The organism is Roseiarcus sp. (assembly GCF_052145395.1).
Taxonomy (GTDB): Bacteria; Pseudomonadota; Alphaproteobacteria; order Rhizobiales; family Beijerinckiaceae; genus Roseiarcus.
Genome location: NZ_JBKQOT010000487.1, coordinates 1 through 6,498, shown reverse-complemented (window position 1 = coordinate 6,498; position 6,498 = coordinate 1). Strand labels below are relative to the sequence as shown.

Genomic DNA, 6,498 nt, shown 5'->3' with positions numbered 1-6,498 from the left:
GGAGCGGGCCGGGGCGGAGCTTTACATCCAGCAGCACGGCGACACGGTCGCCGGCAAGAAGATCGTCCTCGAGGTGAAGGACGACACCAGCGCGGCTGACGTCACCAAGCGTCTGGCCGAGGAGTTGATCGGCAACGATCACGCAAGCGTGTTGATGGGCTTCGGCCTGACGCCGCTCGCGCTCGCTGCGGCGCCGGTTGCGACCGAAGCGAAAGTGCCCGAGATCGTCACCGCCGCCGGGACCGCAATGATCACCGAGAAGTCGCCCTATATCGTGCGCACCTCGTTCACCCTTCCGCAGGCGGCGGCGCCGATGGCGGACTGGGCCCTCAAGAACGGGATCAAGAAGGTCGTCACCATCGTCACCGACTACGGCCCCGGCGTCGACGCCGAGAAGTGGTTCGGAGACACTTTTGAAAAGGGCGGCGGAACGATTGCGGAGAAGATCCGGGTTCCGCTGAAGAACCCGGATTTCTCGCCCTTCCTCCAGCGGGTGGCCGACGACAAGCCCGACGCCGTGTTCGTTTTCGTGCCCTCCGGCTTCGGCGCCATCTTCATGAAACAATTCGTCGAGCGCGGACTCGACAAGTCGGGGATCAAGCTGATCGGCACGGGCGACGTGACCGACGACGATCTGATCAACGACATCGGCGACGCGGCGCTCGGCGCGGTCACCGCCCATCATTATTCCGCCGACCACGATTCGCCGGAGAACAAGGCGTTCGTCGCCGCGTTCGAGAAGGCCAACGGGGGCATGCGGCCGAACTTCATGGCGGTCGCCGCCTATGACGGCATGGATCTCGTCTACAAGGCGCTGGAAAAGACCAAGGGCGACGCCAGCGGCGACGCGCTGATCGGCGCGATGAAGGGCATGAGCTGGACGAGCCCGCGCGGGCCGGTGTCGATCGATCCCGATACGCGCGAGATCGTGCAGAACATCTATGTGCGCAAGGTCGAGAAGAAGGACGGCGCGCTGTACAACGTCGAGTTCGCGACCATCCCCGACGTGAAGGACCCGTACAAGGCGAGCAAGCACTGACGAGATGCGCGTGTACGGATCGCGCTTCATCCCCTCATCCGGCCGGCTGTCGCCGGCCACCTTCTCCCCGAGGGAAAAGGGATCGACGGCGCCTCGCGACGCCCCTCTCCCACCGGGAGGGGGAAGCGGCCGAAGGCCGCGAAGTGAGGGGAAGTCGGCTCCAGCCAGTCGAAACGACATTATTAGCATTGCGGATCGGCGCGGTCGCCCATGCTGACGATCCTGTTCGACGGCGTCGCCTACGGCATGCTGCTGTTCGTGCTGGCGAGCGGCCTGTCCGTGACGCTGGGGCTGATGAATTTCATCAACCTCGCCCACGGCGCCTTCGCGATGGTCGGCGGCTATGTGACCGCGCTCATGATGGAGCGCCTCGGCGCGCCGTTCCTCGTTACGCTCCCCGTCGCCTTTCTCGTTCCTGCGGTCCTCGGCGTCGTCCTCGAGCGCACCCTCTATCGCCGTCTCTATGGCGCGAGCCCGCTCGACCAAGTCCTGTTCACCATCGGGCTTGTGCTGATGGCCATGCCGATCGCCGATTTCCTGCTCGGCGACGAGGCCCGGCAGGTCAATCTGCCGGCATGGCTTTCCGGCAGCCTGAACCTCGGGGGCGTCGGGATCAGTCGCTATCGCCTGTTCATCGTGGTCGTGTGCGGCGTCATCGCCGCCGCGCTTCAGCTCTTTCTTGTGCGGACGCGGTTCGGCGCGCAGCTCCGCGCGGCAGTCGACGACGCGCGGGTGGCGAACGGGCTCGGAATCGACGTCGACCGCATCTTTGCGGTCGCCTTCGCCGTCGGCAGCGGGCTCGCGGGCCTCGGCGGGGCGCTGGCGGCCGACGTCGTCGGCGGCATCGACCCGTCCTTTCCGGTCAAGTTTTTGGTGACGTTCCTGATCGTCGTCACCATCGGCGGCTCGAACGGCATTCTCGGCGCGCTCTTCGGCGCGCTGCTGCTCGGCGTCCTCGACGTCGCCGGCAAGTACTACGTCCCTTCGATCGGCGCCTTCATCATCTACGCCGTCATGGTCGTCACGCTGATCCTGCGGCCACAGGGCCTGTTCGCGCGCAGGGACAGCCGATGATCGCCGCGACCTCGGAGACGGCGCGCCGGATCGAGGCGCACCTCAGCCGGCGAGCCCGCTGGCGTTTGAGCGAGATCGCCTTTTGGCTCGCCGCGCTTGCGGCGATCGTCGCCTTCCCGTCCCGCGCCGCTCTCATCAACGAGATTCTCGTCGCCGGCCTGTTCGCCCTGTCGCTCGATCTCATTCTCGGCCTCGCCGGGATCGTGTCGCTCGGGCAGGCGGCGTTCCTCGGCGTCGGCGCCTACGCCGCCGCCATCCTCGCCAGCAAGGACTACGCGGACCCCACGCTCGGGCTCGCCGTCGGCGCGCTCGTCGCGGCGCTCCTCGGCTTCGTGACCGCGCCGCTTCTCTTGCGCGGCGCCGACTTGACGCGGCTCATGGTGACGCTCGGGGTGTCGCTGCTGCTCGGCGAACTCGCCAACCGCAACAGCTGGCTCACTGGCGGCGCGGACGGGCTCAATTTTTCGATTGCGCCGGTGCTGGGGCTTTTTCCGATCGGTTTCACCGGCCAGCGCAACGCCGCACTCTACAGTTTCGCCGTCCTGTTCGTGCTGTTCGCGGTCGCACGAAGACTGCGCCAGTCGCCCTTCGGGCTGGCTCTGGCGGCGATCCGCGAGAACCGCCTCAGGGCCGGCGCGCTAGGCATCGACACCAGCTGGCGCATCGTCGCCATCTACACGGTTTCGGCCGCCTACGCCGGCGCGGCGGGCGCGCTGCTCGCTCAGACCACGCAGATCGTGTCGCTGGATCTCTTCGACTTCCATCGCTCCGCCGACGTGATGCTGATGCTGATCATCGGCGGCGCCGGCTACCTTTACGGCGGGATCATCGGCGCGGCTGTGTTTATCGTGTTGCGCGACGTCATTTCGGCGGCGACGCCGGAATACTGGGAGTTCTGGATCGGGCTGCTTCTGGTTGTGCTGGTGATCGTCGGCCGTGAGCGGTTTCAGGACCTGGTCCGACGTGCGGCCTCCGTGGTGGTCCCGAGGCCAGCGCGCGGAGACGCGGCGTGACCGGGCCGGCCCTGGAGGCGCGCGGACTGCAAAGGCAGTTCGGCGCGCTGCTCGCGACCGACAACGTCTCGTTCGCCCTCGAGCCGGGCGCGCGGCAGGCGCTCATCGGTCCCAACGGCGCCGGCAAGACGACGCTGATCAATCTGCTCACCGGCGTGATCAAGCCGACCGAGGGTCATGTTCTCCTCGAAGGTCGCGACGTCACCGGTCTTTCTGCGAACGAGCGCGTCCGCCTCGGCCTCTCGCGCACCTTCCAGATCAATCAGCTCTTTCCCCATCTGTCGCCGATCGAATCGCTCGGCCTCGCCATTTCCGAGCGGAATCGGTCGGGGGCCGACTTCTGGCGCGTGGCGGGAACGCGGCCCGCGATCGTCGCCGAGATCGAGGACCTCATCACCCGCTTCGGCCTCGATGCCGACATGCAGAAGCCGACCCGGCAACTGCCTTACGGCAAGCAGCGGCTTTTGGAGATTGCACTGGCGCTGGCGACCCGGCCGCGCGTGCTGCTTCTGGACGAGCCCGCCGCCGGCGTGCCCGAAGAGGAGCGGCAGGACATTCTCGCCGCGCTCGCCGCGCTCCCCTCCGATGTGGCGATCCTGCTCATTGAGCACGACATGGACCTCGTCTTCACCTTCGCGACCCGCATTTCCGTGCTGGTCGCCGGGCGGCTTTTGACCGAGGGCGATCCCGAGACCATTGCGCAGGACGAACGGGTGCGCGCCGTCTATCTCGGCGAGGACGGCCATGGCTGACCTGCTTCGCGTCGAGAATCTCAGCGCCGGCTACGGCGAGGCGCGCGTGATCCAGGGGCTCGACTTCGCGCTTCAAGACGGGCGGTCGCTGGCGCTGCTCGGCCGCAACGGCGTCGGCAAGACGACCCTGATCGACACGCTCGTCGGCGTCACCACCCGCTTTTCCGGCCGCATCTGGCTCCGCGGCCAGGACATCACGCCGCTTTCGCCGCATGCCCGAGCGCATCGGGGGATCGGCTGGACGCCTCAGGAGCGCAACATCTTCCGCTCCCTGACGGTTGAGGAAAACCTGACCGCGGTCGCGGTTCCGGGCCCCTGGACGGTCAAGCGCGTCTACGGCCTCTTCCCGCGGCTCGAGGAGCGGCGGACCAACGGCGGCCGGCAACTCTCGGGCGGCGAGCAACAGATGCTGGCGATCGGTCGCGCCCTGACGCTCAATCCGCGCCTGCTGCTGCTCGACGAGCCGACGGAAGGGCTCGCGCCGATCATCGTCGACGAACTGCTGGCGGCGCTGAGCGAGCTTGTCCGCGAAGGCCTGTCGATGATCATCGTCGAGCAGAAGCCGAAGAAGATTTTGCCCTTCACCGACCACGCCATCGTGCTCGACCGCGGCGCGATCGCGCACGAAGCCCCGAGCGCCGACCTGCTCGCCGACCCCGCGGCGCTCGACGCCCATCTGACGGCGACGAAAAAGGGGTGACGCGCGCTGCGCGGCCCGGTCGGCCGTCCCCACTCGACCGCGAGCGGTTGTTCCGCGCCCGCGATTGAACGTCGCGAATCGACGTAGAGCGGTCGTTGCAGACGGGGGCCTTGGGCGCCTCGATTGGGCGGGAAGCTGCCGATGGCCCAACGGCGGGAACAACCGGGATAGCGGACGTTCAAGCCCGAGCCTGTAGGTGTGGTGACTTCCGGGATTGACAGATCATCCGAAATGCCTGAGCAGCGGCCAGACCCGCTCGACCGGCTCCCGACAACGAGGCTCGGGGCGGTCCACGATGGAAAGCCCGGCGCGCATGGGGAAGCGCTCCCACTGCGCGTTTCTAGCCCATGAAGCTCTGGCGCGCTTTGATCTGGATCATCTCGGAACGCCGTCGCCGTAGCCAATCCGAGCGCGCAGTTGTTCTGCCTCAAGCCTCGACGATCGCCGGGAGCATAAGAGAATTGCGGCGCCGAACCCGCGCATCGCGGCTGCGACGCCGCAAGGAGCCTTCAAGTGACCGATCTGGACAGGAAACGTGAGGCGGCTATCGAGCGCGTCAACGCCAAACGGGACTTCAAAGTCCACGCGGCTGTTTTCATAGTCGCAAATTTGATATTCGTTGTGGGCTGGCTCGTGACAGGGCCGGCGTCGTACTTCTGGCCGATCTGGCCGTTCCTCGGCTGGGGCCTGGGCCTGGGCTACCACGGCTGGTGCGCCTACGCCCCGAAACGGCCGGTCTCCGAGGCCGAGATCGAGCGCGAGATGCATAGGGTCGCCTGACTTTCGCAGAGCGAATATGAGGCCTGACGTGCGGTCATCAGGACCGCCAGAAGCTTGAGGCGAAGGGGTAAAATTCCGCATGCAGACGGGAGCCGCGAGCGGCGGCGCGACCGACACGCTGCTTACACCGACGCCCAATCGCGCAGGCGGTTCACAAACACGAATGACGCGGCCTCGGATGTCTTGCTCAATCTCCTTGGCCGCCAAGGAGAGCGGATCGACCAGGGCCTTCCTACGCGGGTCGCCCGCTTCATTCGGCATTCCTTGACCTACCTCAATGCGCAGCGCCAGTAGGGCGCTACAATATTAAGTATGGGTAATAAGTTGCTGAGCATCGTGTTCGCCTGGGCGATTGCAGTGCTCGCTGCGCGGGCGACGGCTTACGCGGACTCTCTTCCGGTTTACGATATTGGCAGTTCCTGTTCCGCCTATGTTATTCAGTCAGAAACGACTAGCGCGAAAGACAGGAATATCCCACACAGCCGCGACATAAAGATAAAAAGTTGCGTGATAGCTGAACAGCGGGCCTACGATATTTTAAAGACCGAATGGGATGCGCTGAATCAGATAACAAAGACGCCTTGTCTCCTTGACGCAGAAAAATATATGCGCAGTGGTTCGTATTATAGTTCGCTTAACAGGTGTATCCAGAGTCGGATACGATACGATATGTTTCCAAACGAATAGGTAACGCTATCTAGTGCACCGACACTGTCAGAAGATTCACCAACGATCCGGGAGACAATCCGCGTGAGGCCAGCGATTGAGTCAATTATTCATGCGGCTGCCGGGCCAAATCGTGTTGCAAGAACATGAACCTTCTGAATGAGTCAAAGCACTAGCAGCGTGGCCTCATGAAGCTTGCGGGCTGTCGTAGAACCGCCAGAATACGCCGCCGGCCTTCAACGAAGGGTTTCGAGGCGATGAGGTCGGTCTGGGCGCGCCGCCAGTGCGTGCGGCCGAGCGTCGTCAGGGCTACTTCAGATCAATACCACTGTCTAATCTTCGAACGTTAAGAGCCTGACCGGAAATTGGTTGACCGGCCTCGCGGGGTCTGATTCTCCCTGGTTTGCAACAACTTGGGGAGATTCGCGATGCCTTGGAACGAGGCCGATCGGGCAAAGTATGACGTCATTCGAG

Annotated in this window: 6 protein-coding genes; all 6 read left to right on the top strand. The window is 64.9% G+C overall.

What is annotated here, in order from left to right:
• Positions 1-1,039, top strand: a 1,039-nt coding sequence (locus ACLP25_RS16600; protein WP_442470289.1) for an ABC transporter substrate-binding protein, incomplete at its 5' end; no start/stop codon positions are given.
• 210 nt (positions 1,040-1,249) lie between these two features.
• A complete protein-coding gene (locus ACLP25_RS16595; RefSeq protein ID WP_442470288.1) occupies positions 1,250-2,113 on the top strand; it encodes a branched-chain amino acid ABC transporter permease in 864 nt (287 codons plus the stop codon).
• A complete protein-coding gene (locus ACLP25_RS16590; protein WP_442470287.1) occupies positions 2,110-3,126 on the top strand; it encodes a branched-chain amino acid ABC transporter permease in 1,017 nt (338 codons plus the stop codon). The genes ACLP25_RS16595 and ACLP25_RS16590 overlap by 4 nt, the downstream gene beginning before the upstream one ends.
• On the top strand, positions 3,123-3,878 hold the full coding sequence (locus tag ACLP25_RS16585; RefSeq protein WP_442470286.1) for an ABC transporter ATP-binding protein: 756 nt from the start codon (positions 3,123-3,125) through the stop codon (positions 3,876-3,878). Before ACLP25_RS16590 ends, ACLP25_RS16585 begins: the two co-directional genes overlap by 4 nt.
• Entirely contained in the window at positions 3,871-4,578 is a 708-nt protein-coding gene (locus ACLP25_RS16580) for an ABC transporter ATP-binding protein (protein ID WP_442470285.1), read from the top strand. The genes ACLP25_RS16585 and ACLP25_RS16580 overlap by 8 nt, the downstream gene beginning before the upstream one ends.
• Positions 4,579-5,091: 513 nt before the next feature.
• Positions 5,092-5,358: a 2TM domain-containing protein gene (locus ACLP25_RS16575; RefSeq protein ID WP_442470284.1), complete on the top strand. Its 267-nt coding sequence runs from the start codon at positions 5,092-5,094 to the stop codon at positions 5,356-5,358.
• Positions 5,359-6,498: the final 1,140 nt, after the last annotated feature.

What these genes read in the sequence shown, in the direction of transcription:
- ACLP25_RS16580 (WP_442470285.1), top strand. Translation starts at nt 3,871, where the DNA reads ATGGCTGACCTGCTTCGCGTCGAGAATCTCAGCGCCGGCTACGGCGAG.
- ACLP25_RS16590 (WP_442470287.1), top strand. Translation starts at nt 2,110, where the DNA reads ATGATCGCCGCGACCTCGGAGACGGCGCGCCGGATCGAGGCGCACCTC.
- ACLP25_RS16595 (WP_442470288.1), top strand. Translation starts at nt 1,250, where the DNA reads ATGCTGACGATCCTGTTCGACGGCGTCGCCTACGGCATGCTGCTGTTC.